Genomic DNA, 24,214 nt, shown 5'->3' with positions numbered 1-24,214 from the left:
ACGTGCTGGAATGCGCTGAACTGCCCAGTAGCACGGGCTATGGAGACGACAGCGGCACGACGTGAGTGCCGCCGCCGAGAGGTTGTTGGTCGAGTGAGGCGAAGCAAGCCGAGCCCCGCGGCATCCCCCACCGGGGACGCGCGGGGCAACTTCACCCCGCCGCCGCGCACAGCGGCGTCCCCCGCTGACGCGGCCGCACCCGGCACCGAGCCCCTGGCTCCCTCCGGCGGACGGATGTCCCCGCGCAACTGGCGCGTACCCACGCGACTGAACGCGATCCTGCTCATACCCGTGCTCGTCGGCCTCGTCATGGGCGGCTTCCAGGTCAAGGACTCCATCGACACCTGGCACGAGGCCCAGGACGCCGAGAGCACCGCCCGCCTGGTGCGGGCGTCGCTGAACTACGGCAACCGCCTCGTCGAGGAGCGCGACATCACCGCCGCTCCGCTGCTCAAGGGCGACCGGAACGACCCCGCCGTGATCAAGGCCCGCAAGGCCACCGACCGCGCGGCCGACGAGTTCGACGCGGCCGCCGCGAAGATGCCCGACAAGGAGGGCCTCAACCGGCGCCTCGACGGCTTCCACAAGGTGGAGCCGAAGCTCGCCGCGCTGCGTCAGGCCGCGTACACCACCAAGCTCAGCGGCGTGAAGACCGAAGAGGGCTACGTCGCCATCCAGCACCCGCTGATGGAGTTCGCCAACGAACTCGGTCTCGGCACCGGCAACATCACCAGCTACGGCCGGACCGTCTACGCCATCTCGCTCTCCAAGGCGGCGCTCTCCCTGGAGCGCTCCATCGGCACGCACCTGCTGGTCAAGCCGGGCCCCGGCACCGGCTCGCTCACGCTCCAGCGCACCTCGCTCTCCTCGTACGCCTACTTGGAGCGCATCGCCATCGAGGAGTACACCGGCGGCGGCACCCCCGAGGACGTCGCCAAGCTGGAGGACGCCAAGAAGCGCCTGACGGCCGCCGGTGAGAAGCAGGCCAAGGAGGCCGCGGCCGCCGCGAAGGCCCAGGGCAAGACGTTCGTCCCGCCGCCGTCGCAGGAGAAGATGGTCGCCGCCCTCGCCAACCTGTCGAGCACGCAGCCCAGCGCCCGCGTCGAGCTCGCCGGTGACGGCATCACGCGTGAGGCCTGGTGGGCGACGACCACCGCCAAGTTCGACGCGTACCGCGCCATCGAGTCGGACCTCGCGGACAAGGCCGTGGACGAGGCGTCCGACATCGCCGCCGGGGCCCAGCGCGACGCGTACATCTCCGGTGCCGTCGTGGTCCTCGCGCTGCTCGCCGCGTTCGTCCTGGCCGGGCTCATGGCCCGCCAGATGTCCCGCTCGATGCGTCAACTGCGCACCGCCGCCTTCGGCATCGCCGAGCAGCGCCTGCCGATGCTGGTCGACCAGCTCTCGCGCACCGACCCGGGCCGGGTCGACACCCGCGTCCAGCCCATCCCGATCACGTCCACGGACGAGATCGGCGAGGTCGCCCGCGCCTTCGACCAGGTGCACCGCGAGGCCGTGCGGCTCGCCGCCGAGCAGGCCCTGCTCCGCGGCAACATCAACGCGATCTTCACCAACCTCTCGCGCCGCAACCAGTCGCTGATCGAGGGCCAGCTGACCCTCATCACCGACCTGGAGAACAACGAGGCCGACCCGGACCAGCTGGAGAGCCTCTTCCGCCTGGACCACCTGGCCACCCGCATGCGGCGCAACGGCGAGAACCTCCTGGTCCTCTCCGGCGAGGAGCCGGGCCGTCGCTGGGACCAGCCGGTCCCGCTGGTCGACGTGTTGCGCGCCGCCTCCTCCGAGGTGGAGCAGTACGAGCGCATCGAGCTGTCCGGCGTACCGGAGGCCGAGATCCACGGCCTGGCCGTGACCGACCTCGTGCACCTGCTCGCCGAGCTCCTGGAGAACGCCACCACGTTCTCCTCCCCGCAGACCAAGGTCCGCGTCACCGCGACCCGTCTTCCCGACGGCCGCGTCATGGTGGAGATCCACGACAAGGGCATCGGCCTCACCGCCGAGGACTTCGCGGACATCAACCACAAGCTGGCCAACCCGCCGACCGTGGACGCCGCGATCTCGCAGCGCATGGGCCTGTTCGTGGTCGGCCGCCTCTCCGACCGGCACGGCATCCGCGTGCAGCTGCGCCCCTCGGGCGAGCAGGCGGGTACGACCTCGCTGGTCATGCTGCCGGAGGGGATCACCCACGGTGGCGGCGGCGAACACCACGCGCAGGACCCCGAGTTCACCGTCTCCTCGATCATCCCCGAGCAGCAGGCCCTGGCGGCAGAGCCGCTGCGCACGGCCGCGGAGCTCGGCTTCGACGACACCCGCTACCCCGGTGACGGCGGCGAGGCACAGCACGAACTCGACCCGGTCGGCCGCTCGTTGATGCGCGAGGAGCGCCGCGCGGCCCTTGAGGCGCAGGCCCACCAGCCCGAGGGCCACCGCCCGCTCTTCCGCGACGAGGTCGAACCGCGGCAGCAGCCCCAGCAGCAGGGTGCGTACGAGCAGCAGGCTCCCGTCTACGACGGACAGCAGCAGATCGCGTACGACCAGGGGCAGCAGTACGCCGACGGGCAGTACGGGAACGAGCAGTACGGCGACCAGCACTACGGCGACGGTCAGTTCGGCAACCAGCAGTACGCCACCGGCCAGTACGCCGAAGAGCAGCACACGGGCGAGCAGTACTACCCGGCCCAGGACGGCTACCAGGACCCCCAGATCGCCTATCCGGAGCGGTCCCGTCAGGACGACTGGCCCAGCGGTGAGGGACACAGGACCGAGTACGGCCAGGAACCGGAATCTGCTCCGGCGCCGCACGCGGCCGACGCCGAGCGCGTAGGCTTCGACCGGCCGGGGCCTGCCCCGTCCGCCGTCCACGAGATGACCGACGCGGGTCTCCCCCGCCGGGGTTCCTCCGCCGCGAACGGGAACGGAAGCGCTCCCGACGCGAACGAGGGCCCCGAGGACTGGCGTTCGTCGAACGACGAGCGCTGGCAGCGGGCCGAGCGCCTCAAGGAGCCGAAGGCGGGCGGGGTCACCCCGTCCGGGCTCCCGCGGCGGGTGCCCAAGGCCAACCTGGTCGAGGGCACCGCGGAACAGACCCCACAGGGCGGCCCCCAGGTCTCCCGCGATCCCGAGGACGTGCGGGGCAGGCTGAGCAACCTGCGCCGCGGCGTCCAGCGGGGCCGCACCGCAAGCAGTGACACGAATGGCCAGGGCTTCAGCCCTGATAGCACCTACCACCAGGAGCGTTAGTGTGAGCCCGATGAGCCAGGCGGCGCAGAACCTGAACTGGTTGATCACCAACTTCGTGGACAACACCCCCGGGGTGTCCCACACCGTGGTGGTCTCCGCCGACGGACTCCTTCTGGCGATGTCCGAAGGCTTCCCGCGCGACCGAGCCGACCAGCTCGCGGCCGTCGCCTCGGGTCTGACCTCGCTGACCGCCGGGGCCTCCCGGATCTTCGAGGGCGGCTCCGTGACCCAGACCGTTGTGGAGATGGAGCGAGGATTTCTCTTCATCATGTCCATCTCCGACGGCTCTTCCCTCGCCGTACTCGCCCACCCGGATGCGGACATCGGTCTCGTTGGGTACGAAATGGCACTTCTTGTCGATCGTGCGGGCACGGTGCTCACGCCGGACCTGCGCGCGGAGCTCCAGGGGAGCCTGCTCAACTAACAGACAGACGGTGCGTTTTCGCGCCTCGTGGCCGTAAGGTTTCGGGACGCGGCTCCACAGTGATGGTGCCCGGCACAGTTGGAGGAGGAAGCAACGTGGCAACACCCCCAGACGGTTCGTCTTCGGCGCACTGGTCCCCTGGTCACGGCCAGGGCGGTCAGCACGACGGCGGCCCGAACCGGTACAACTTCCCCTCCGCCCCGAGCCACCGCCGCCAGCCCTACGCACCGCCTCAGCAGCAGCCCCAGCAGCCGGGGCCGCGCCCGTACGACCAGGGACCCGGCCGAATCCAGCCGGTCCAGCCCCAGCGGCGCGCCCCCGAACCGGCGCCCGCGGGGTCGGTGAACAACCCCCTGGTGCGCCCGTACGCCATGACGGGCGGCCGCACCAGGCCCCGCTACCAGCTCGCCATCGAGGCGCTGGTGCACACCACCGCACAACCGCACCAGCTCCAGGGTCAGTTGCCCGAGCACCAGCGGATCTGCAACCTGTGCCACGAGATCAAGTCAGTGGCTGAGATCTCGGCACTGCTCTCCATCCCCCTCGGCGTCGCCCGGATCCTCGTAGCCGACCTGGCGGAGGCCGGACTCGTCGCCATCCATCAGCCCGGCGGCGACGAGTCCGCCGGCGGCCAGCCAGACGTGACACTGCTCGAAAGGGTGCTCAGTGGACTTCGCAAGCTCTAGCGGCGGAGCAACAGCCCGCTCCACCACCAGCGCGAAAATCGTGGTGGCGGGCGGCTTCGGCGTGGGCAAGACCACGTTCGTCGGGGCGGTCTCTGAGATCAACCCGCTGCGCACCGAGGCCGTCATGACGTCCGCGTCCGCGGGCATCGACGACCTGACCCACACCGGAGACAAGACCACCACGACGGTGGCCATGGACTTCGGTCGCATCACCCTGGACCAGGACCTCATCCTGTACCTCTTCGGTACGCCGGGTCAGGACCGCTTCTGGTTCATGTGGGACGACTTGGTCCGTGGCGCCATCGGCGCGGTCGTCCTGGTCGACACGAGGCGGCTCGCCGACTGCTTCCCCGCCGTCGACTACTTCGAGAACTCCGGACTTCCGTTCGTCATCGCGCTCAACGGCTTCGACGGCCACCAGCCGTACACGCCCGACGAGGTGCGCGAAGCACTGCAGATCGGTCCCGACACCCCGATCATCACGACCGACGCCCGGCACCGCGCCGACGCGAAGAGCGCGCTGATCACGCTGGTCGAGCACGCGCTGATGGCGCGCCTGCGGTAACACCGCGTCCTACGCGCGCGAGGGCGGGGGCAGTTCACCACGAATGCGGTGAACTGCCCCCGCCCTCGCGCGCGTTCGCCCACAATGCGCACATGAGTGCTGAGGCGGCGGCGATCAAGCTGGGCGGAACGGTGGCCACGCGGGCGGTCCGGCTGTGGCTCGGCCCCAGGGAGCGCGAGCAGTCGGCGCGCTCCTCGATGAGCGAGCTGATCCGGGTACGGGTACCGGGGCTGCGGGCCGGCCGGGGAATCGAGCGGCAGTTCGAGCAGATAGCCGACGCGGTGGCGGCCCGCGTCCAGCCGCTCATCGAACACGAGTTCCGTGACCTCACGGCCAACGGCAGGGAGGCGGTCCTGCGGGCCGTCACCGACACCTTCGTCCGGGCGGACCTCTCCGACGACGCCGTCCTCGGCTCCGACGCCGACCCGGCCGAGCTGACCCGGCGCGTACGGGCGTCGGTGCCGGTGCCGAGCGGGTTCTCCGAGGTGGAGGAGCGCTTCTACGAGGTGGTGCTCGGCGAGTGCTGCGACTGCTACGTACGCGTCCTGCGCAGGCTCCCGGTCTTCACCGAGCGGGCGGTGAGCGAACTCCTGACGCGCACGACCTCGCTCGGCGACGAGCTGGAGAAGGTCCTGGAACGCCTCCCGGCCCGCTCGCTGTACGCCCCGCAGGGCACCGGCCAGGACGAGGCGTTCCGGCGCCAGTACCTGGAGCTGATCAGCCGCTCCCTCGACGAGATCGAGCTGTTCGGGCTCGGCCCCGCCGACCAGGCGCCGCGCACCAAGCTGTCGGTGGCGTACGTGAGCCTGCGGGCGTCCGAGGACGACGGCGGTCGCGGACGGGCACTTCCCCGCCCCGTCCTCAGGGGCGGCGCGCGGCTCTGGGAGCCCGGCGAGGCCGAGCACGCCTCCAGCATGCGGGTGGAGGCCGCGCTCAAGGGCTCCCCCAGGGTGCTGCTGCGCGGCGAGGCGGGATCGGGGAAGACGACGCTCCTCCAGTGGCTCGCGGTGACGGCGGCGCGCGGCACCTTCACCGGCGCGCTCGCCGAGTGGAACGGCCTGATCCCGGTCCTGGTCAAGCTCCGCCAGTACGCCGGGGAGCCGCCGCCCGCGCCGGAGGCGATGCTGGACCGGGTGGCGGGACCACTGAGCGGCCTGATGCCTCCAGGGTGGCTGCACCGGGCGTTCGCCGACGGCCGTGTGCTGCTCCTGGTGGACGGCGTGGACGAGCTCCTCGCGGGTGAGCGGCGGGGCGTGCGCGACTGGCTGCGGGGGCTGTTGCATCAGTACGCCGACACCCGCGTCGTGGTGACCTCCCGGCCCGCCGCGGCCCGGGTGGACTGGCTGCGCGCGGAGCGGTTCACCGCGCTTCAACTGGAGCGGATGACACCGGCTGACCTGGCCTCTTTCATACGGCAATGGCATCAGGCGGTCCAGGGGCAGGACGCCGGACTGCCCTGCCCCGTGGCGGAACTGCCGCGCTACGAACGGTCCTTGCTGACCAGCCTCCAGGACCGCCCGCACCTCCAGTCCCTGGCCACGAACCCGCTGCTCGCGGCGCTGCTGTGCGCCCTGCATCTGGCCCGTCGGGGGCAGCTGCCGCGCAACCGCATGGAGCTGTACCGGATGACCCTGGAGGTCCTGGTGCAGCAGCGGGACACGGACCGGGGCGTGCGCAGTGAGCTGTCAGCGCCGCTGACGCTGACGGACAAGCTGTGCCTGCTGCGGGATCTGGCATGGCGGCTTTCGGACAACAGCCGCACCGAGATCGCCGTCGAGCGGGCGGCCGACCACGTCACCGCGAAGCTCGCGGCGATGCGACACCTGGACGAACTCGAAGGCCCCGCCGTCCTCGACCACCTCGTGCACCGCTCCGGGGTGCTTCGCTCACCTGCCGAGGGCCGCCTGAGCTTCCTGCACCGGACGTTCCAGGAGTACCTGGCCGGACAGGAGGCCGCCGTGGAGGACCGGATCGGGAACCTGGTGGGGCGTGCCCATCTGGACCTGTGGCGCGAAACGATCGTGATGGCGGCGGGCCATGCGCATCGTACGCAGCAGGAGGAGCTGATCGGCGGGGTCCTTCAGCGGGCCGGGCAAGAGCCCCGGCACGCGCGCGTGCTGCGTCTCGTCGCGGCGTCCTGCCAGGAGACGATGGCGTCGGTCCCCGACGGTCTCGCCGCCCGGCTCGACGAGGCGGTGGCGCGGCTCGTGCCGCCCCGGCGGAAGTCGGAGGCGGGGTCCCTGGCGGCGGTGGGCACTCCCCTGCTGCGCAGGCTGCCGACGACGCTCGACGGACTCAGCGACGCCGCCGCGGAGGCGACGGTCATGACGGCGGCGCGGATCGGTGGGAACGAGGCGCTGGGACTGCTTGCCGGGTACGCGACGGATCGCAGGTACGTGGTCCATACACGCCTGCTGGCCTGCTGGGAGTACTTCGACGCCGACGCCTACGGAGACGTCGTACTCCAGCAGTTGCCCCTGGACGAGGGGCGCGTCCTCACCCTGACCCTCACCTACTCCGGGCAGTGGAAAGCGGCGACCCGGCTCAGGCACGCCCGTTGGATCTCCGTGCAGTTCCCCTTCTCCACGGGCCTGGGCATCTTCGAAGAACTGCCCCCGCTCTTTGGCATGTGGCTGCACAAGCTGCGGCAGGACGTCGACATATCCACACTGCGCGGACAGCGGGAGCTGAGGGTGCTCGGCCTGATCGGGCAGGGCCACGACGTGAGCCTGTCCGCGCCCGAGGAGCTTGCCGAACTCCGCATGCTGACGCTGACCCGGTGGTCGACACCCCCTCCGCTGGAGGAGCTGTTGCCGCTCGCCTCGCTCAGCTCCCTGACCCTGGGAAACCTCCCCGCCGGATACGACCTGGGACCGCTGGCCGGGTTCACCGACCTGACGGAACTCGCACTGACCGGGAGCGACCAGGCGTTCGACTGCGACGACCTGGATTACCTGCCCCGCCTGGAACTCACCAAGTACGACCTCAGCGGCTGGGCCCCGTTGCGAGCCGGTTTCCCGCCCGCCCTGAACACCCTGAGGCGCTGCGTGCTGCCACCCGACATCGAGCCGCACGAACACTGCCTGATCCAGGGCTGCCGCACCCCCGACGGCCGCCCCCACCCCCTGAACGTCTCCTAGGAACGCACGCGGGCCCCGCCCTCCCGAAGGAGAACGGGGCCCGGCGTACAACGCGGGTGTCAGCCCTGCCAGCTGTGCGGCGCCCGGAAGCCCGGCGTGCGCTCCAGGCGGCGCCAGCCCGCCCTGTCGCGGCCGCGGCGGGCCGCGGGGGCGGCGGGCTGCGCGGCGGCGCGGGCCAGCAGGACGGCGGTGATGGCCGCGACCTCTTCGGGGTCGGCGAGGCCCTTCTCGACGCGGATGTCAGGGGTAGTCATGTGCAGCGTTCTCCTTGTGGGCTACTGCGGCGCAGGCGCAGGTGTACTGCTACTGCGGAGGGTTGCCGTGCTTGCGCGAGGGCAGGTCGGCGTGCTTGTTGCGGAGCATCGCGAGGGACTTGATGAGCACCTCGCGGGTCTCGGCGGGGTCGATGACGTCATCGACGAGGCCGCGCTCCGCCGCGTAGTAGGGGTGCATCAGCTCGGCCTTGTACTCCTTGACCATGCGGGCGCGCATGGCCTCGGGGTCGTCGGCGGCGGCGATCTGACGCCGGAAGATCACGTTGGCGGCGCCCTCGGCACCCATCACCGCGATCTCGTTGGTGGGCCACGCGTAGGTCAGGTCCGCACCGATGGACTGCGAGTCCATGACGATGTACGCGCCGCCGTACGCCTTGCGCAGGATCAGCGAGATCCGCGGCACGGTGGCGTTGCAGTACGCGTACAGGAGCTTGGCGCCGTGCCGGATGATCCCGCCGTGCTCCTGGTCGACGCCGGGCAGGAAGCCGGGCACGTCGAGCAGGGTGAGGATCGGGATGTTGAAGGCGTCGCACATCTGCACGAAGCGGGCGGCCTTCTCGGACGCCTCGATGTCCAGGACACCGGCCAGGGACTGCGGCTGGTTGGCGACGATGCCGACGACCTTGCCGTCCAGGCGGGCCAGGGCGCAGATGATGTTGCGCGCCCAGCGCTCGTGGACCTCCAGGTAGTCGCCGTCGTCGACGAGCTCCTCGATGACCTTGGTCATGTCGTACGGACGGTTGCCGTCCGCGGGGACCAGGTCGAGCAGGACGTCCGAGCGACGCTCGGCCGGGTCCTCCGACTCGTGCGCCGGGGGGTTCTCCCGGTTGTTGGAGGGGAGCATCGAGATCAGGTAGCGGACCTCGGCCAGGCAGGTCTCTTCGTCGTCGTACGCGAAGTGGCACACGCCCGACGTCTCGGCGTGCACGTCGGCGCCGCCCAGGCCGTTCTGGGAGATCTCCTCGCCGGTCACCGCGCGGACCACGTCGGGGCCCGTGATGAACATCTGCGAGGTCTCGCGGACCATGAACACGAAGTCGGTCAGGGCGGGGCTGTAGGCCGCGCCGCCCGCGCACGGGCCGAGCATCACCGAGATCTGCGGGATGACACCCGACGCCTTGGTGTTGCGCTGGAAGATGCCGCCGTACCCGGCGAGGGCGGAGACGCCCTCCTGGATGCGGGCGCCCGCGCCGTCGTTCAGGGAGACCAGCGGCGCACCGGCCGCGATGGCCATGTCCATGATCTTGTGGATCTTGGTGGCGTGGGCCTCGCCCAGGGCGCCGCCGAAGATCCGGAAGTCGTGGGCGTAGACGAAGACCGTGCGGCCCTCCACCGTGCCCCAGCCGGTGATGACACCGTCCGTGTACGGCTTCTTCGCCTCCAGGCCGAAGCCCGTGGCGCGGTGCCGACGCAGCTGCTCGACCTCGTTGAACGAGTCCGGGTCGAGAAGCAGCTCGATCCGCTCGCGTGCGGTCAGCTTGCCCTTGGCGTGCTGCGCCTCGGTCGCCTTCTCGCTGGGCCCGCGCAGCGCCTGGGCACGGATCCCGTGCAGTTCGGCCACGCGGCCACGCGCGTCGGTGGGCTCGCCCGCCGAATCACCGGCGGAAGCGGTCTCGTCCAAAACGGTCATGGATCGACCTTACGGAGCAGCCCCATGGAAACGGACCGTCGACTCTGTACAGTCTCCGGGCCGTTTTCCTGGCAGCCCCGAACAGAAGAGGGCGGGGTTACTGAAGAAGTGACTGTTCAGCACCCCGCCAGCTGTAGGGGTTCCACAAAAGATCCCCCCGGAAGCAACCCTTCCGGAGACCCGGGTCAGATGAGAGACACCTCACACCGGTGGCTCGCGCACGCGACTCCCGGCGTGATCCGCAGCCGCAGCGACCTGCCGGTGCCGAGCACCTCTATCGCGGGATCCTTGCCGACGACCCGTACTCCAGGCCGGTTCCAGGTGAATTCGAGGGGTTCTCCGGTGCGCGGAGGCTCGCTCACATGAACCGTAGCGCTTCTCCCCCGGCGGCGGACAAGGACGCTCGCGGGCCGTGAGACGGCCAGCTCACCGGCCTCCCCCGCCTGCCAGAAGGTGGCCGCGGTCAGGCCGAGCGAGTCGAGGGACACGGCCTGGACCGTGGCCGAATTGGCGAGGACCGACAACCAGCGCCGGTCGCGGGAGCGGGCCGCGAGGGTGCGGCGCGAGGCTCCCGGCATGAGCACATAGACGTACGAGGCGTCCTCGGGGTCGGTGCCGTGGTCGAGCCAGAGCGTCTGCCAGCGCCGGGTGCGGCGCTCGGTGGAGCTGGTGGTGTTGATGTCGGACCAGGCTCCGGCGCGCTCCTCGCGGAGGGTCTTCAGGGCCCCGGCGCCGTCGGGGAAGACCCAGCCGCCGTGCCCTTCGAGGTGGGCCCAGCGCGGCCGTGGCCCCTCGTCGAGGGTGAAGGCCGCGGTGCCCGCCTCGCCCAGGTTGCGGTTGTCGACGACCGTCTCGACGGGGACGCCGTCGGTCGCGGTGATCCCCGCCCCGAGACAGATCACGGCGTCGTCGACGCAGAACCACGACTTACGGGCCTGAAGGGTGGAGCCGAGGCCCTTGAGGTGCTGGCCGATCGCGGCGAACTCGCCGTCCGTGGCGCCGCCGACCCAGCTCACGGCGGGCCTGGCCGCGCCCCACTCGCCGCCCGCCCGGTCGGGGAGCCTCTTGGTCGACACGGTCGTGCCGGGCAGCCGGTAGGGGTCGACGGTCGGCCAGAACCAGTCGGTGTACTGGTCCGACGGCTTTCCCGCGGGCCACCAGGAGAGCATTCCCGCGCCCGTGTGCCAGCCGCGCGGGTTCTCGCCGTTGCCGCACTCGTAGTACGCGATCCGCTCCGAGGCCATCGAGAGGCTCGCGGCGAAGCCGGGGCGGCGGTGCACGGCGCGGTCCATCGCGGCGAAGAGCCGGTGCCCGACCGGCTCGGGCGCGGCCCGCACGGCGGAGTCCGCCACCGCGTGCAGCCGCGCGAGGTCGGCGACGCCGAACTGCCGGGCGGCGAGGATCGGGGTCACGGTGTCCCGCTCGATCCAGCCCTTGATCCGCGCGTGCCAGCGGGCGCGCTCCGCGGGGCTCGCGCCGCCCGCGAGCATGGCCATGGCGGCGATCAGGCCCTGCCCGTGGAAGTGGTCGCTGCGCATGATCTTGCGGTCGTCGCCCTTGAGGTAACCGCGGCTGACGGCACGGCCGTTGACACTGTCCATCGCGAGGCCGTCCAGGACGAGCGGCGCGTAGGCGTGCTCCACGCTGTCCAGGATGATCTGCTTCTTGGGGTCCTCGACCTCCCACGTCGACCCGGCGAGCAGCGCGAACAGCCGCCCGAGTCCGTCGAGCATGACCTGTCCGTACGTCCCCGAGTAGGCGACCCAGGTGTGCTGGACGAACGAGCCGTCCGCGTAGAGGCCGTCGCCCTTGGTGACGTAGGGGAAGACCGGCGAGAGCGCGTCGCGGGCGAGGGCGACCTTGGCCGGGTTCCTTCCGAGGATGCCGCGCAGGGCGACGGAGCGGCACAGGTCCACGCGGTTGGCGCCGGTCGACGTGCCGGTGTAGTCGCCGATCGCGGAGTCGGGGACGAAGTGGTCGACGGCGGCGAAGGCCGCGTCGCGCCGCGCCTGGGTGAGCCGGTCGTGGAGCGCGGCGACGATGTCCATCAGGAGGCGCGGGCTGCCGATCTGCCACTCCCACCAGTTGCCGTAGCGGGTGGTGGCCGCGTTGTAGACGGTGGCGCCGACGTGGTCGATGCCGCGCAGGATGTCGGCGAGCAGTCCGGCGTCCCCGGTGGATCCCGTGCCCTCGTACACATATGCCTGGGTCATCGTCCACAGCCTGCTGTAGCTGAGGGTGATGCCCGCCGGTGGGTCGAACGGAGCGGTGGGCCACAGGGAGCCCGCGGCCGGTGCCATCGACGACCGGAACCCGCGGGCGAGTTCGCCGGTCTCCTTCAGGCGGGCGGCGTAGGGCTCGGCGGTGGGGTCGTAGCCGGTGCCGAGGGATATCTCCAGCCAGCGCTTGCGCAGGGCCTCGAACTCGTCGTCCCCTTCGGCGGCGTACGCCGGGAAGGAAAGGTTCACCATGGCGGCGGCTCCAGCGGCACCGAAAGCGGTTGCGGCGAGAAATGTGCGACGGGTGGGCGTCATGCGACAGGGGTCTATCAACGAACAGAAAGCGCTGTCTACACCTCTGACAGAGATTTCGTGCCCCGCAGGGACGCTCCGGCCCGGGCCCCGTAAGGGGCGCGGGGAACTGCGCGCCCAGCCACAGCGGGCCCGCAGCTCCCCACCCCCCGAACCGAACCGCCCCAGCGCAGAGCTATCGCCTCGCGTCGCGACGGAACAGCGACCGCGCCCACAAGAAGCCGATCAGCGCGATCGCCACGCCCCAACCGACCGCGAGCGGACCGAACTTGCCGATCTCGTCGCCGAGGAGCAGTCCGCGCAGGGTCTCGATGAACGCGGTGTACGGCTGCCACTCCGCGAAGTGGCGCAGCCACCCCGGCATCGAGTCGAGCGGCACGAACGCGCTGCTGAGGAAGGGCAGCAGGAAGGAGAACGGCAGGGCGACGCTGCTGGCCGCCTCCGGGGCCTTGACCAACTGCCCGAGCGCGACCGCGAGCCAGGTGAGGGCGGCGCACATCAGGGTGAGGAGCCCGGCAGCCGCGACCCACTCGATCGGTTCGGCGCTGGACCTGAAGCCCACCAGGAAGGCGACGCCGACGACCAGGACGACGCTGAGCAGCGTCTGGACGACCGCGCCGACGGCACGCCCCGTCAGGACCGAGGAACCGTTGATCGGCATCGTACGGAAACGGGCCACGATGCCCTCGGTCATGTCGGTGCAGACGCCGACCGTGGTGGGCAGGACGCCGGAACCGACGGCCATCAGCAGGATGCCGGGGAGCAGGTAGTCGACGTACTGGCCGGAGGACGCGTCGCCGATGCCCGCCGACATCGTGCCGCCGAAGACGTAGTTGAAGAGCAGCAGCATGGCGATCGGCATGCTCACCAGGCTGATCGTCATCGCCGGGTAGCGCCGCGCGTGCAGGAGGTTGCGGCGCAGCATCGTGACCGAGTTCCGCAGCGCGGAGGTGGGGGCGGGGCCCTGGGGGCGCACGGCGGCGGCCGGGGTGCTGGTGACAGTGCTCATCGGGTCGTCACTTCCTGGTGGTCGGGGCGGCCGGTCACGGCGAAGAAGACGTCGTCGAGGTCGGGGGTGTCGATGCCGAGCCCCTCGACCTCGATCTCGGCGGCGTCGACCCAGTCGAGCAGCGCCTTGACGGACTTGAGGCTGCCGTCGCCGGGGACTTGCAGGGTCAGGGCCTCGTCGTCGCGGGTGCCGATGCCGAGCAGACGCGCGGCCTTCTCCAGGCCGCCGAGGTCGGCGAAGCGCAGGTGGACGTGGCCGCCGGGGACGAGTCGCTTGAGTTCGGCGGGGGTTCCCTGGGCGACCAGCCTGCCGCCGCTCAACACCGCGACGCGGTCGGCGAGTTGATCGGCCTCCTCCAGGTACTGCGTGGTCAGGAAGACGGTGACGCCGTCGGCGACGAGTTCGCGGACGATCTCCCACATGCCGTGCCTGCTGCGCGGGTCGAGGCCGGTGGTCGGCTCGTCGAGGAAGATGATGCTGGGGCTCCCGACGAGGGTCATCGCGATGTCGAGGCGGCGGCGCATGCCGCCCGAGTAGGTCGCCGCGGGCCTTCTCGCCGCGTCGACGAGGTCGAACCTCTCGACGAGCTCTGCGGCGATCTGCCTGCCCCTTCGGCGCCCGAAGCCGTACAGGTCGGCCATGAGCGTCAGGTTCTCCTCGCCGGTCAGGAGGTTGTCGACGGCGGAGAACTGGCCGGTGACACCGATCGCGGCGCGCACCGCGTCGGGCTCGCGGCGCAGGTCGTGGCCCGCGATCCGCACGTCGCCCGCGTCGGCGGTGATGAGCGTCGACAGGATCTGTACGGCGGTGGTCTTGCCCGCGCCGTTGGGCCCGAGCAGGGAGAAGATCGTGCCCTGGGGGATGTGCAGATCGATGCCGTCAAGGACGGTCTTCTCACCGAAGGACTTGCGCAGCCCGGTGGCGGTGATCGCCGCCGGACGCGCGGGATGAGGCGTTGCCATGTCCGTTCCTTTGCGGGTGTGGGCAGCCTCGACACCGGACATCAGTTCGAATCTGATTCCGGGCGGCTGCCTGGGTGGCAGCTGAGGGTGGGGGGCTAGGGGTCGGCGGCGCGGGGCCGGTGGCGAGAGGTGGCGCCCGCGCCGCTGGTCAGGCGCGGTGGATCACGATGTCCCCCAGCATCGTGCGGGCCCGCACCTTGAGGGTGTCCGTGGACTCGCTCGGCGTCCCCGACTCCTCCAGGGACTGGCGTACGGTGCCCGCCTTGGTCCGCACGTCGAGCCAGGCGGCCGTGCCCTCACGGACGCCGATCGCGATCCTGCCCGCGGCGCTCTCCAGGACGGTCGAGCCGCGCACCAACTCCCCCACCGTGATGGGCCCGTTGGCGGTCTTGACGGTGACGTCGGCGCCCGCGTGGTCGACGGTGACGCTGCCGTTGGAGGCCCGCACCGTGAGATCGCCCGCGACCTCGCCGACCTTGGTCGGACCGTTGGAGTTCTTGATCCTCGCGGTCCCCGCGGCCTCGCCGACGCGCACCTCGCCGGAGGACGTGGCGATCTCGGCCGCGCCCGCCGCGCGGCCGACGGACACCTCGCCGTACGCGGTGTTCAGGTCCAGCTCGCCCGCCTGCTCGACCTGGATGTCACCGGCCCCCGTCCGGAACGCGCAGTCGCCGAGCCTGCCGTGGGCGGCGAGTCCCCCCATGGCCGTCACCGCCCGCAGCTCGGACCCGGCGGGGAGCAGGATCTCCACGTCGACCGACGGGCTCGTCCGGCTGAAGAGGGAGCGCTCCTTGGGCCCCTTGACCAGCAGCTTCCCGTTGGCGAACTCGACGCGGACGCGCCCGGCCGTCTTGACGTCCTGGTCACTGGAGCCGTCGGTGGGGCGGACCTCGACGACGGTGTCCGCACGGTCCTCCGCCACGACCCGGAGGGATCCGACGGAGAACTCGACGGAGGCGGAGATGGGCTCGGGGGTCTCGAAAGCAGGCATGGCTGTCCCGTCCTGTTGGCTCGGTGAGAGATGAAGTCGTACGCCGGAACCGGTGGAGTCGTACGCCGGATGCGGTGAAGCCGTACGCCGGGTGGCGTGCCGGATGTGGTGAAGCAGCGGGCGGAGGGCGGTCCTACCGCACCCAGCCGGTGAATCCGCCCCCGAAGTTCTGGGCGTCCTGGCGCCCCCTGCCCCGCGCGGCCCGGCCGCCCTCGGGCTGGTCCACGGCGCCGGAGACGGCGCGGACCAGCCAGGCGTTGACCGAGAGCCCTTCGCGGTTCGCGGCTTCCTCGACGCGGGACTTCACGTGGGCGGGCAGACGGAGGTTGATGCGTGCGGTGCCGCCGTCGTCCCCGGCGTCGGGGGCGGCCGGCGGGGGCGGCGGAGCCGGGGCCGGTCCCGGCGACATGAGCGCCTCGTACTCGGCCTGGGCGTCGAACGCCTCCGCCGCGGGCGGCAGCGTCACCACGAACTCGGGGTCGAGTCCGCGCAGTCGCAGATCGACCGAGCCCGGCACGAGCTCACCGGTGATCTCTTCGGCGGCGGCGGACAGCGCGTTCAGCAGGGTGAGCCGGGCCGCCGACTCCAGCGGTGCGGTGAGGCGCTCGGCGAGAGCGCGAGCGTCGTCGCCACCCGCTTCGGCGGCCACCGCGAGCTCCTGCCTGAGCTGATCGACGTACTGCGTGAGGTTCATGGCACCATCATGGCGCCATGATGGTGCCATTGCAAGCGGTCGCGGCGATGAACTTGGCGCCATGGGGTGCCACAGGGGGCATTCAGGGCGGATCTGACGCTGCCGCGACACCGCGCGACACCCCCAGGAGGGCCTGCGACCTGCCAACGCCGCGCGGAATCCTCGCGGCGCGGAGACACTGAACAGAGACGTCGCGTTGCGTGATCGAGAGGACACCTTCCGATACAGGTTGAACATTGAACTGAATCGCGCTACATTCAATCTCGTTGAACATTCAACAGAAGCTCCGCACCGGAGCCCGTCCCCCAAGGAGCACGTCATGGGTCTCTTCAACCGCAAGAACGACACGGACGCCACCACCGCGCCGACCGCCGCCGCATCGCCCCCCGCCGGTGCCGACCTCGCCGCGCTGACCGGCACCTACACGATCGACCCCTCGCACACCACGATCGGCTTCGTCGCCCGGCACGCCATGGTCACCAACGTCAAGGGCTCCTTCCGCGACGTCTCCGGCACGCTGCACCTGGACGGCGCCGACCCGTCCCGCTCCACGGCCTCCATCGACGTCACCATGGACAGCATCGACACCGGCAACGCGGACCGCGACGGGCACCTGAAGAGCGCGGACTTCTTCAAGACCGACGAGTTCCCGCAGATGACGTTCCGCTCCACCGCCGCTCAGTCCCTCGGCGGCGACGACTACCGCATCACCGGTGACCTGACGATCCTCGGCACCACCAAGCCGCTCACCATCGACCTGGAGTTCAACGGCCTGGCCAAGGACCCGTTCGGCAACGAGCGCGTCGGCTTCGAGGGCAAGGCCGAGATCCTGCGCTCCGAGTGGGGCCTGACCTGGAACGCCGCGCTGGAGACCGGCGGAGTGCTCGTCTCCGACAAGATCAAGCTGAACTTCGACATCTCCGCGATCAAGGACGTCAAGGGCGGCGAATGAGCAGGCCGAGCGAGCTCGCCAGCTGTTCGCGGACCGCGGGGTCCCCGATGAGACCGTCCTCGTCGAGGGACCCCCGGTCCACCTGGACGCGTACGCACGCCTCCTCCACGACCGCCGCGCCCGTGTAGCCGAGCACGCTGCGAAGCGTGGCCGTCGCGCCCTCGCCCCTGCCGGGGGCCGCCGCGTTCACCCAGGCGACGGGCTTGTCGCTGATCTCCGTGCCGCCGACGGTCCAGTCGAGCAGGTTCTTGAAGGAGCCGGGGAGCGTGCCCGCGTACTCCGGGGTGCAGACCAGGATGGCCGCCGCCCCGTCGATCGCCGCGCGCAGCTCGGCCACCGGGGCGGGCAGCGAGTCCCCGTCGTCGTCGGGGTTGAAGTGGGGCAACGAGCCGAGGCCCTCGTACAGCACGGCACGTATCCCCTCGGGAGCCGCCGCGCGCGCGGTGCGCAGGACGAGTTCGTTCGACGAGCCCGAGCGCAGGCTTCCGGAGAGCAGAAGGATCACTGAAGACATCTCCCGAACCTAGCCGCGACAGCCGCGCTACGGTTCCGCTGTGCCCGAGTTCATACAGCAACTCCCCGCCCTCATAGGCGTGATCATCGGTGCGCTCGGTTCGTACGCGGCGATCATGCGCGGCGACCGGGCCCGCTTCCGGCGCGAGCAGGAGGCCCGCTGGGAGGAACGGCGGCTCGCCGTCTACACCGAGTACGCCCGGGTCCTGAAGCAGTCCGTCACGCTGACCTACCGGGTCGCCGCCCACCTCGGCAACGATCCGCATCCCCACCCCCTCTCCCCCGAGGCGGCCGAGCGGGACTTCACGGAGGCCGCCGACGCGCGCGATCCCGCGGGTGAGGCGCTGCTGCTTCTCGGGGCGCCCGACGTGGTGGACGAGGCACGGACGTGGGTCGTCACCGTGATCGAGATGGAGCGGTTCCTGCGGGAGGACCGGCGGGATCCGGAGGCGTGGGCCGTCCTGCTGGAGCGGCAGCGGGGCGCGCGTGAGGGGTATTACGCCGCTGTGCGGAGGGACTTGGCGTTGCCGCCTGGGCATTCTGGGCGGTGGCCGGTTACCGGGCCCGCGGCCGGGCCCGGGGCGGTGCCGCGGGGGGCTGCGCCCCGCGGTGACTGAAGCGACCGTCCTACAGTGCGGGTTTGATGTGGCTGGGCGCGCAGTTCCCCGCGCCCCTTGGGGGCGACCCCTTCGGGGTGCCCCCCCCCACTCAGAAGCTGCCGCCGCCGAAGTCCCCGCCGCCCCCGAAGTCCCCTCCGCCGCCGAAATCTCCGCCGCCCCCGAAGTCCCCCGGATCGAAGTCCGCCCCGGAGAAGTCGCCGCCGTCGTAGCCGCCGCCGAAGTCCCCGTAGCCCGAGCCGTAGTCCGCCGCGTAGGCCGGGCTCGCCATCATGCCGCCGAGCATCGTGCCGACCAGGAGTCCCGGCAGGATGCCGCCGCCGAAGTAGCCGCCCGCCCAGGGACCGTACGCCGGGCCCGCCTCCCAGTAGGGGCGCCGGCCGCCGGACTCGTCCGTCACCGTGCGCACCATCGGGTCCTGCCCGTCGGCCAGGCGGGCCGCGTCGGCCGCGCAGACCGGGACCTCGCGCTCGGCGCCGCCGACCGGTGTCCAGCGCGCGTCCTGGACGGAGGGGCCGTGCCGGGGGTCGAAGAAGCAGGGGGCGCGCCGCTCCGGGAGTTCCTTGCCTTCCCTGCGGGCGGCGAGCAGCGCGAGCGAGAAGCGGCCGTCCTCCAGGGCCTGGGTGACGCCCCGCACCTCTTCGGGGCGCGTCGCCGCCGCCATGAACGACTTCGCCTTCTCGTAGGCGTCGAGGGCCCGTTCGTAGTCGGCGCGCATCGCGTCGTCGGCGCCCGCCTCCGCCGGGTGGAAGTCGAGCCGGTCGAGCTCCTCGCCGAACGCGGTGATGTCCTCGTCGACCACGACCGCCAGCTTGCGCAGCGCCTCGCGCTGCTCCTCCTCACGGCGTCGCCGGTTGCGCCTGACCACCGCGTACGCGCCCGCGCCGCCCGCCACGACGACCGCGCCGACGCCGATCAGGGCGCCCACCGGGACCCCGTCGTCCGAACCGCCGCCCCAGGACTGCGGCGCGTGGCCCCTGGTCTGCACGAGCGCCTGGTCGACGAAGCGGTTGAGCTGCGTGTTCGCGTCCTCGCCCTGGACCAGCGACACGAGGTTTCCGACGGCGTTCTTCGACAGGACCGAGTGGTCCGCCTTGGCGTCGAAGGCGTTGCCGAGGCGCACCGCGTACACCCCGGTCACGCCCGTCTCGGTGCGCAGCTTCTGGAAGATCTCGGGGCGCGGGAAGCTCTTCGGCAGGACCGCGACGAAGACCGGCTTGTCCGCCTTCTTGATCTTCTCGGCGAGGGCGTCGGCCTGGGCGTCCGACAGCTGATCGGACGCCTGGGGGTCGACGTAGACCGGACTCTTCTCCCAGGCGTCGGCCACCACCGAGGTACTGGACGCCGCGACGGCCCCCGGTGCCGTGAACATCACGGCGCCCAGGGCGAGCAGCAGTCCCGTCAGAGCGGTGGTGATCCGGTTCGTCCGATTCCTCATGCTTCGAACGTAACCCAGCCGGGCCCGCGACGACGTACCCGGGAGGGCTACTCGACCGGTTCGACTCCGGCCCGCAGCAGACCGAAGGTGTAGGCGTCCTCCAGGGCGCCCCACGAGGCGGCGATGACGTTCTCCGCGACGCCGACCGTCGACCACTCGCCGACGCCGTCGGAGGTGGAGATCAGCACGCGCGTGGTGGAGGACGTGCCGTGCTTGCCCTCCAGGATGCGGACCTTGTAGTCGACCAGCTCCAGCTTGGCGAGCTGCGGGTAGATGCGCTCCAGGCCGACCCGCAGCGCCCGGTCGAGGGCGTTGACCGGGCCGTTGCCCTCGGCGGTGGCGACGATGCGCTCGCCCTTGGCCCACAGCTTCACGGTGGCCTCGTTGGCGTGCGTGCCGTCGGGGCGGTCCTCGACGATGGCCCGCCAGGACTCGACGCGGAAGTAGCGGCGGGCCCTGCCCTCGGCCTCCTCGCGGAGCAGGAGCTCGAAGGAGGCGTCGGCGGCCTCGTAGGTGTAGCCCTGGAGCTCGCGCTCCTTGACCCGCTCGACCACGCGGCCGACCAGCTCGCGGTCGTCGCCGAGGTCGACGCCGAGCTCCTTGCCCTTGAGCTCGATGGAGGCGCGGCCCGCCATGTCCGAGACGAGCATGCGGATGCGGTTGCCGACCAGGTCCGGGTCGATGTGCTGGTAGAGGTCCGGGTCGACCTTGATCGCGGAGGCGTGGAGTCCGGCCTTGTGGGCGAAGGCGGAGACGCCGACGTAGGGCTGGTGCGTGGAGGGGGTCAGGTTCACGACCTCGGCGATGGCGTGCGAGACGCGGGTCATCTCGCGCAGCGCGCCCTCGGGCAGGACCTGCTTGCCGTACTTGAGCTCCAGGGCGGCGACGACGGGGAAGAGGTTGGCGTTGCCGACCCGCTCGCCGTAGCCGTTGGCGGTGCACTGCACGTGCGTGGCGCCCGCGTCGACGGCGGCCAGGGTGTTGGCGACGGCGCACCCGGTGTCGTCCTGGGCGTGGATGCCGAGCCGGGCGCCGGTGTCGGCGGCGACGGTGGAGACGGTGGCCTGGACCTGCGCGGGCAGCATGCCGCCGTTGGTGTCGCACAGGACGACGACGTCGGCGCCCGCGTCGGACGCGGCGCGCACGACGGCCTTGGCGTACTCGGGGTTGGCGCGGTAGCCGTCGAAGAAGTGCTCGCAGTCGACGAAGACGCGGCGGCCCTCGGCGACCAGGTAGGAGACGGTGTCGCGGACCATCTCCAGGTTCTCGTCCAGGGTGGTGCGCAGGGCCAGTTCGACGTGCCGGTCGTGGGACTTGGCGACGAGGGTGATGACGGGGGCGCCCGACGCGAGGAGGGCGTTGACCTGCGGGTCGTCGGCGGCCTTGGCGTGCGCGCGGCGGGTGGCGCCGAAGGCGACGAGCTGGGCGTGCCGGAAGGTGATCTCCTGCTGTGCCCGCGCGAAGAACTCGGTGTCGCGCGGGTTGGCGCCGGGCCAGCCGCCCTCGATGAAGCCCACGCCGAAGTCGTCCAGGTGCCGGGCGATGGTCAGCTTGTCCGCGACGGTGAGGTTGATGCCTTCGCGCTGCGCGCCGTCGCGCAGCGTCGTGTCGAAGACGTGGAAGGAATCGTCGGGCGTGCTGGTTTCCGTCATGCTGATCTGGCTCCTGTGTCGGATCTCGGTCTACCGGAAGGACCGGCTCCACCACCCCCGATGATCCCGCGCGCTCCGCGTCCGGCTGCAGTTGGGCCGGGAAACGAAAAAACCCCTCGCGGGTGCGAGAGGTCTGCGCGCGGGTCGAGGACGACGGTGTCCGCCCGTACATGGTGGTACGAGACGGTCACTGCGGACCGGCGCGCCTGCTGCCAATAATCATGGCGAACGAGAGCACGGAGGCAGCTTGCCACGCTTTCGCCGTCCGTGGGGCTCCTGTCTCACGATGCGGGCGGCGCGTGGACACGCCGCCCGCATCGCCCCGGTTCAGCGCACGTGGCGCACGAAGACGTCGCCGCCGTCGTTGGTGTCACCGGGCAGCAGGGAGGCGTCCGACGAGTCGAAGGCGATGCGGCGGGCGTCGCCGGAGATGCCGCCGGGCAGCACGTTCGCGGTCGCGGCGCCGCCCTCGGTGTCCGGGGTCACCAGCGTGGTGGTGCCCTTCTTCAGGTCGCGCAGGTAGGTGGGCCACTCCTTGCCGTACTCGCTGCCGGGCTCGGTCAGTTCGGACATGTAGGTGAGGTAGCGGCCGTCGGCGCTGATCGCGGGCGAGCGGGTGTACGCCTCGCCGGGGCCGCCCTGGGTGCCGTGGACGCGCCGGTTGGTGCCGCTCGCGACGTCGTGGACGAAGACGTTCCAGGCGGCGTCGTTGTCGTCGGGCACCAGATGGGTGTCGCGGGACTCGAAGACGACCGTGCGGCCGTCGCCGCTGATGGAGGCGTCGAGCGACTCCTTCTCGGTCTTGGTCCCGTCGTACGAGCGGTCCACCTGCGTCAGCTTCCCGGTCGCGCGGTCGCGCAGCCACAGGTCGCTCCAGTCGTCGCCGCGCGGGCCGTTCACGAAGGAGGTGGCGTAGACGACGTGGCGGCCGTCGTCGCTGACGGTCGGCGAGTGCGCGTCGCGCTCCCCGTCGCCGCCCGTGTAGGGGTGGCTGATCCGCTCGGTGGTGCCCGCCCTGCGGTCGCGCAGGAAGACCGCCGTGCCGTCGAAGCGGGGCCCGTCCGTGCTGAAGACGGCGTAGCGCCCGTTCGCGCTCAGGGACACGGTGCCCGCGCTGTCGCCGGGGTAGCCGTCGGGCAGCTCGACGTCCAGGCGCTCGGTCTTCTTGGTCCTGCGGTCGTAGAGCCGTACGTCACGGACGGTCGGCCAGCCCTCGACGGTCGAGGCGACGAACGCGACGTAGCGGCCGTCGGCGCTGAGCGACGGGCTGCTCAGCTCCCGCCCGTCCACGGCGATCCGCTCCGTCCGGCCGCCGCGCAGGTCGCGGACGAAGACGTCGTCGTGGCCGTTGGTGTCCCCGGCCACCAGGTCGCTCGCGCCGGACACGAACGCCGCGTAGCGCCCGTTCCTGCTGATCGACTCCTGCGAGGAGCGGTCGTTGCCCGCCGCGCCCGCCGCGGTGACGCTGACGCCCTCGGTGCGGGGCGCGGGCGCACCGGCGGGCGCGGCGACGGCGGCGGGCAGGGCGGTGACGGTGGCCGCGGCGACGCCTGCCGCGACGGCCAGGGCGAGCCGGTTGCGCTGGGTGCAGTACATGGTCAAGTCCCCCGTGGTGTGCGGTGATCGAGATGTTTCCGATGTCATCGGACGGTACGCAAGAAGACGTCCGAGACCTTGTTGGTGTCGCCCGGCACAAGGTCGGGTGACGCCGAGTCGAAGGCCACGACGGTGCCGTCCTCGTTGACCGAGGGGTGGCCCGCCGCGAGGTCGTTGCGGCCGCCGTCGAGGTCGACGCTGATCAACCGTGTCTTCCCGGTGGCCAGTTCGCGCAGGTGGACGGCGGGCGCGGGGCCCTTGCCGCGGGCGCGCGCGGCGACGTAGGCGAGGTGTGTGCCGTCCTTGGCGAGCGACGGCTGCGTGGTGGCGTCCTGGGGGTGTGCGCCCTCGATCAGGGTCGTGGTGCCCGTGTCGAGGTCGCGGACGAAGACGTTCGCGGCGCGGTTCCTGTCGCCGGGCACGAGGTCGGACGCGCGGGACTCGAAGGCGACCCGGCGGCCGTCGGCGCTGAGCGAGGGCGCCGAAGAGGCACCGTTCGCCGCGCCGCCGCCGCGGGCGACGTCGGCCTTCTCCAGGGCGCCGGTGTCCAGGTCGCGTACGTACACGGCGCCGTCCTGCGCGTAGGCGACGTACCTGCCGTTCTCGCTGATGGACGGCTGCCCCGCCGCGCCGCCCCGCGCCTGGCTGACCAGGTCGGTGGTGCCGCCGTCGAACCGGAAGCGGTAGACGCGCGGGCGCGGGTCCGGGTCGGCCTCGGTCGGCGTGAGCGTGGCGGTGTAGGCGATCCACTGGCAGCCGGGGTCGACCCTGGGCTGTGTCATCGACGCGAACGGCACGCCCTGGTAGCCGTGCAGGCCGGTGATCTTGCCGACCGAGCGGTTGCGGACGTAGGCGAGCGGCCGGTGGTCGGGGCGCGGCGGGCTGCCGAGCGTCGTGGACTCGGAGACGAAGCCGAACATCCGCCCGCTCGCGCAGGGCCCCGCGTCGCGCGAAGGGCCGTCCGCGCCGTAGCTGACCTCGGAGTTGCCGCCGCCGTAGCCGTCGTGCAGGTACACGTCCGGCAGGCCGTCCGTGTCGACCCGCCCCGCGGGGCCCTCGGCGGTGAAGCCGGTGACGCGGCCCGAACCCATCGCGGGTCCGTAGGACGGCTCGGCCAGCTGCGCGCCCTCGTACGTGGTGCTGATCCGCTCGGTGGCGGGCGGCTGCGGGTCGGGCTCCGCGTGCGCGGGGAGCGCTCCCACCGTGCCGAGCACGGCGGCCAGGCACAGTCCGGTGACGGCTCTCTCGCTGCTGCTCATGTGTGGTCCCCCGATGTGG

At 71.5% G+C, this 24,214-nt stretch carries 19 protein-coding genes; 7 read left to right on the top strand and 12 right to left on the bottom strand.

From position 1 onward, the window contains the following. Window positions 1-93: 93 nt before the first annotated feature. The 5 genes from KY5_RS29030 to KY5_RS29010 all read left to right on the top strand — a co-directional run bounded on the left by KY5_RS29030 (window position 94) and on the right by KY5_RS29010 (window position 8,076). Window positions 94-3,261: a nitrate- and nitrite sensing domain-containing protein gene (locus KY5_RS29030; protein WP_234362904.1), complete on the top strand. Its 3,168-nt coding sequence runs from the start codon at window positions 94-96 to the stop codon at window positions 3,259-3,261. Window positions 3,262-3,271: 10 nt separating this feature from the next. Further along, the gene (locus tag KY5_RS29025; RefSeq protein WP_055564496.1) at window positions 3,272-3,685 is read left to right on the top strand and encodes a roadblock/LC7 domain-containing protein; all 414 of its coding nucleotides are present in this window, start codon (window positions 3,272-3,274) and stop codon (window positions 3,683-3,685) included. Between the two features lie 95 nt (window positions 3,686-3,780). Then, the gene (locus KY5_RS29020) at window positions 3,781-4,371 is read left to right on the top strand and encodes a DUF742 domain-containing protein (protein WP_098244996.1); all 591 of its coding nucleotides are present in this window, start codon (window positions 3,781-3,783) and stop codon (window positions 4,369-4,371) included. Beyond that, the gene (locus KY5_RS29015) at window positions 4,352-4,936 is read left to right on the top strand and encodes a GTP-binding protein (RefSeq protein WP_030361923.1); all 585 of its coding nucleotides are present in this window, start codon (window positions 4,352-4,354) and stop codon (window positions 4,934-4,936) included. Before KY5_RS29020 ends, KY5_RS29015 begins: the two co-directional genes overlap by 20 nt. A 92-nt stretch (window positions 4,937-5,028) precedes the next feature. Continuing rightward, a complete protein-coding gene (locus tag KY5_RS29010; protein WP_098244995.1) occupies window positions 5,029-8,076 on the top strand; it encodes an NACHT domain-containing protein in 3,048 nt (1,015 codons plus the stop codon). 59 nt (window positions 8,077-8,135) lie between these two features. Here KY5_RS29010 and KY5_RS29005 read toward each other — a convergent pair whose 3' ends face one another. The 7 genes from KY5_RS29005 to KY5_RS28975 form a co-directional block, all read right to left on the bottom strand. Next, a complete protein-coding gene (locus tag KY5_RS29005) occupies window positions 8,136-8,330 on the bottom strand; it encodes an acyl-CoA carboxylase subunit epsilon (RefSeq protein WP_098244994.1) in 195 nt (64 codons plus the stop codon). Between the two features lie 49 nt (window positions 8,331-8,379). Then, on the bottom strand, window positions 8,380-9,981 hold the full coding sequence (locus KY5_RS29000; protein ID WP_098244993.1) for an acyl-CoA carboxylase subunit beta: 1,602 nt from the start codon (window positions 9,979-9,981) through the stop codon (window positions 8,380-8,382). A gap of 185 nt (window positions 9,982-10,166) precedes the next feature. Beyond that, on the bottom strand, window positions 10,167-12,515 hold the full coding sequence (locus KY5_RS28995; RefSeq protein WP_098244992.1) for a polysaccharide lyase 8 family protein: 2,349 nt from the start codon (window positions 12,513-12,515) through the stop codon (window positions 10,167-10,169). Window positions 12,516-12,687: 172 nt separating this feature from the next. Continuing rightward, window positions 12,688-13,521 (bottom strand): ABC transporter permease, encoded by an 834-nt coding sequence (locus KY5_RS28990; protein ID WP_098244991.1) that lies wholly within the window; start codon window positions 13,519-13,521, stop codon window positions 12,688-12,690. Then, window positions 13,518-14,483 carry an ATP-binding cassette domain-containing protein gene (locus KY5_RS28985; RefSeq protein WP_098244990.1) on the bottom strand — a complete coding sequence of 322 codons (966 nt, stop codon included), beginning with the start codon at window positions 14,481-14,483 and terminating at the stop codon, window positions 13,518-13,520. Before KY5_RS28985 ends, KY5_RS28990 begins: the two co-directional genes overlap by 4 nt. Before the next feature lie 148 nt (window positions 14,484-14,631). Then, a complete protein-coding gene (locus KY5_RS28980; protein ID WP_098244989.1) occupies window positions 14,632-15,474 on the bottom strand; it encodes a DUF4097 family beta strand repeat-containing protein in 843 nt (280 codons plus the stop codon). A gap of 133 nt (window positions 15,475-15,607) precedes the next feature. Next, window positions 15,608-16,168, bottom strand: a complete 561-nt coding sequence (locus KY5_RS28975; RefSeq protein WP_098244988.1) for a hypothetical protein — start codon at window positions 16,166-16,168, stop codon at window positions 15,608-15,610. 319 nt (window positions 16,169-16,487) lie between these two features. On the opposite strand from KY5_RS28975, the gene KY5_RS28970 reads away from it, so the two are divergent. Beyond that, window positions 16,488-17,120 (top strand): YceI family protein, encoded by a 633-nt coding sequence (locus KY5_RS28970; RefSeq protein WP_098244987.1) that lies wholly within the window; start codon window positions 16,488-16,490, stop codon window positions 17,118-17,120. On the opposite strand, the gene KY5_RS28965 is transcribed toward KY5_RS28970, so the two are convergent. Continuing rightward, window positions 17,104-17,634 (bottom strand): NADPH-dependent FMN reductase, encoded by a 531-nt coding sequence (locus tag KY5_RS28965; protein WP_098244986.1) that lies wholly within the window; start codon window positions 17,632-17,634, stop codon window positions 17,104-17,106. The two genes, KY5_RS28970 and KY5_RS28965, sit on opposite strands and share 17 nt — an antisense overlap. A gap of 40 nt (window positions 17,635-17,674) precedes the next feature. Here KY5_RS28965 and KY5_RS28960 point away from each other — a divergent pair, with 40 nt between their 5' ends. Next, window positions 17,675-18,250, top strand: a complete 576-nt coding sequence (locus KY5_RS28960) for a hypothetical protein (protein WP_098244985.1) — start codon at window positions 17,675-17,677, stop codon at window positions 18,248-18,250. A 91-nt stretch (window positions 18,251-18,341) separates the two neighbouring features. Here KY5_RS28960 and KY5_RS28955 read toward each other — a convergent pair whose 3' ends face one another. From KY5_RS28955 to KY5_RS28940, 4 genes are all read right to left on the bottom strand, one after another. Next, complete coding sequence (locus tag KY5_RS28955; protein ID WP_098244984.1) at window positions 18,342-19,688, bottom strand: hypothetical protein; 1,347 nt, start codon at window positions 19,686-19,688, stop codon at window positions 18,342-18,344. Between the two features lie 47 nt (window positions 19,689-19,735). Next, window positions 19,736-21,340, bottom strand: a complete 1,605-nt coding sequence (gene cimA / locus KY5_RS28950) for a citramalate synthase (protein ID WP_098244983.1) — start codon at window positions 21,338-21,340, stop codon at window positions 19,736-19,738. 327 nt (window positions 21,341-21,667) lie between these two features. Then, window positions 21,668-22,936 (bottom strand): PD40 domain-containing protein, encoded by a 1,269-nt coding sequence (locus KY5_RS28945; RefSeq protein WP_098244982.1) that lies wholly within the window; start codon window positions 22,934-22,936, stop codon window positions 21,668-21,670. 44 nt (window positions 22,937-22,980) lie between these two features. After that, on the bottom strand, window positions 22,981-24,195 hold the full coding sequence (locus KY5_RS28940) for a PD40 domain-containing protein (RefSeq protein WP_098244981.1): 1,215 nt from the start codon (window positions 24,193-24,195) through the stop codon (window positions 22,981-22,983). Window positions 24,196-24,214: the final 19 nt, after the last annotated feature.

The sequence above is a fragment of the Streptomyces formicae genome (genome assembly GCF_002556545.1).
GTDB lineage: Bacteria > Actinomycetota > Actinomycetes > Streptomycetales > Streptomycetaceae > Streptomyces > Streptomyces formicae_A.
The sequence above is the reverse complement of the archived record's forward strand: the minus strand, read 5'-3'. Positions and strand labels throughout refer to the sequence as shown.

Excerpts from the sequence above, each read along its gene's own strand:
- KY5_RS29025 (WP_055564496.1), top strand. The coding sequence starts at position 3,272 with ATGAGCCAGGCGGCGCAGAACCTGAACTGGTTGATCACCAACTTCGTG.
- KY5_RS29010 (WP_098244995.1), top strand. The coding sequence starts at position 5,029 with ATGAGTGCTGAGGCGGCGGCGATCAAGCTGGGCGGAACGGTGGCCACG.
- KY5_RS29005 (WP_098244994.1), bottom strand. The coding sequence starts at position 8,330 with ATGACTACCCCTGACATCCGCGTCGAGAAGGGCCTCGCCGACCCCGAA.
- KY5_RS29000 (WP_098244993.1), bottom strand. The coding sequence starts at position 9,981 with ATGACCGTTTTGGACGAGACCGCTTCCGCCGGTGATTCGGCGGGCGAG.
- KY5_RS28995 (WP_098244992.1), bottom strand. The coding sequence starts at position 12,515 with ATGACGCCCACCCGTCGCACATTTCTCGCCGCAACCGCTTTCGGTGCC.
- KY5_RS28990 (WP_098244991.1), bottom strand. The coding sequence starts at position 13,521 with ATGAGCACTGTCACCAGCACCCCGGCCGCCGCCGTGCGCCCCCAGGGC.
- KY5_RS28985 (WP_098244990.1), bottom strand. The coding sequence starts at position 14,483 with ATGGCAACGCCTCATCCCGCGCGTCCGGCGGCGATCACCGCCACCGGG.
- KY5_RS28980 (WP_098244989.1), bottom strand. The coding sequence starts at position 15,474 with ATGCCTGCTTTCGAGACCCCCGAGCCCATCTCCGCCTCCGTCGAGTTC.
- KY5_RS28975 (WP_098244988.1), bottom strand. The coding sequence starts at position 16,168 with ATGAACCTCACGCAGTACGTCGATCAGCTCAGGCAGGAGCTCGCGGTG.
- KY5_RS28970 (WP_098244987.1), top strand. The coding sequence starts at position 16,488 with ATGGGTCTCTTCAACCGCAAGAACGACACGGACGCCACCACCGCGCCG.
- KY5_RS28965 (WP_098244986.1), bottom strand. The coding sequence starts at position 17,634 with ATGTCTTCAGTGATCCTTCTGCTCTCCGGAAGCCTGCGCTCGGGCTCG.
- KY5_RS28955 (WP_098244984.1), bottom strand. The coding sequence starts at position 19,688 with ATGAGGAATCGGACGAACCGGATCACCACCGCTCTGACGGGACTGCTG.
- cimA (WP_098244983.1), bottom strand. The coding sequence starts at position 21,340 with ATGACGGAAACCAGCACGCCCGACGATTCCTTCCACGTCTTCGACACG.
- KY5_RS28945 (WP_098244982.1), bottom strand. The coding sequence starts at position 22,936 with ATGTACTGCACCCAGCGCAACCGGCTCGCCCTGGCCGTCGCGGCAGGC.
- KY5_RS28940 (WP_098244981.1), bottom strand. The coding sequence starts at position 24,195 with ATGAGCAGCAGCGAGAGAGCCGTCACCGGACTGTGCCTGGCCGCCGTG.